Annotated in this window: 2 rRNA genes; both read right to left on the bottom strand. The window is 43.1% G+C overall.

What is annotated here, in order from left to right:
- Positions 1–103 precede the first annotated feature (103 nt).
- Positions 104–208, bottom strand: a 5S ribosomal RNA gene (rrf, locus tag HF312_21610).
- 54 nt (positions 209–262) lie between these two features.
- Positions 263–1379, bottom strand: a 23S ribosomal RNA gene (locus HF312_21605); the annotation flags it as partial.

Here is a 1379-nt window from a genome sequence, read left to right as displayed (position 1 = left end):
CAAAAAAATTGACAAATAAATTATTTTTATAAATTGACTTTATTTAATCAACTTGAAAATAAACAAAAAAAAGACTAAAAATAGTCTAAATAAACAAAAAAAAAATTAGCAACTACCTATTTTCGCTTACACTATCTTCGGCGTGAAAGAGCTTAACTTCTGTGTTCGAAATGGGAACAGGTGTATCCTCTTTGCTATCGTTACTAATTTAATATTAGAGAAATAATTCTCTGAAAACATGATAATGTGGATCACAAATTAATATGGGATTAAATCCTCGTTCTATTAGTATTAGTCAGCTCAACATGTTGCCATGCTTCCACCTCTAACCTATCAACCTCATCGTCTTTGAGGGAACTTACTTTATTAAAAATGGGAAAACTCATCTTGAAGTTGGCTTCCCGCTTATATGCTTTCAGCGGTTATCCATTCCATACATAGCTACTCTGCGCTGCCACTGGCGTGACAACAGATACACCAGAGGTATGTCCGATTCGGTCCTCTCGTACTAGAATCAGCTCTCCTCAATTTTCCTACGCCCACGACGGATAGGGACCGAACTGTCTCACGACGTTCTGAACCCAGCTCGCGTGCCACTTTAATCGGCGAACAGCCGAACCCTTGGAAGCGAATCCACCTCCAGGATGTGACGAGCCGACATCGAGGTGCCAAACACCACCGTCTATATGAACTATTGGGTGGTATCAGCCTGTTATCCCCGGGGTAACTTTTATCCGTTAAGCGACGACCATTCCATACTGAATCGCCTGATCACTAAGCCCTACTTTCGTACCTGCTTGACTTGTAAGTCTCGCAGTCAAGCTCCCTTATACCTTTACGCTCTTTGAATGATTTCCAACCATTCTGAGGGAACCATTGGGCGCCTCCGTTACTTTTTAGGAGGCGACCGCCCCAGTCAAACTGCCCACCAGACACTGTCCTTGAACCAGATTATGATTCTAAGTTAGAAATTCAATATGTTAAGGGTGGTATTCCAAGGTTGACTCCACTAAAACTGACGTCTTAGTCTCATAGTCTCCCACCTATCCTCTACATAACATACCGAATCCCAATATCAAGCTACAGTAAAGCTCCACGGGGTCTTTCCGTCCTGTCGCGGGTAACCTGCATTTTCACAGGTATTAAGATTTCACCGAGTCTATGGTTGAGACAGTTCCCAGATCATTACGCCTTTCGTGCGGGTCGGAATTTACCCGACAAGGAATTTCGCTACCTTAGGACCGTTATAGTTACGGCCGCCGTTCACTGGGGCTTCAATTCAAACCTTCGTTATAATGAATTACTTCATATACTAAGCCATCCTCTTAACCTTCCAGCACTGGGCAGGCGTCAGCCCCTATACATCGTCTTTCGACTTA

This window comes from Ignavibacteria bacterium, assembly GCA_025612375.1.
Lineage (GTDB): Bacteria > Bacteroidota > Ignavibacteria > Ignavibacteriales > SURF-24 > JAAXKN01.
This window is presented reverse-complemented; position numbering and strand designations above follow the sequence as displayed.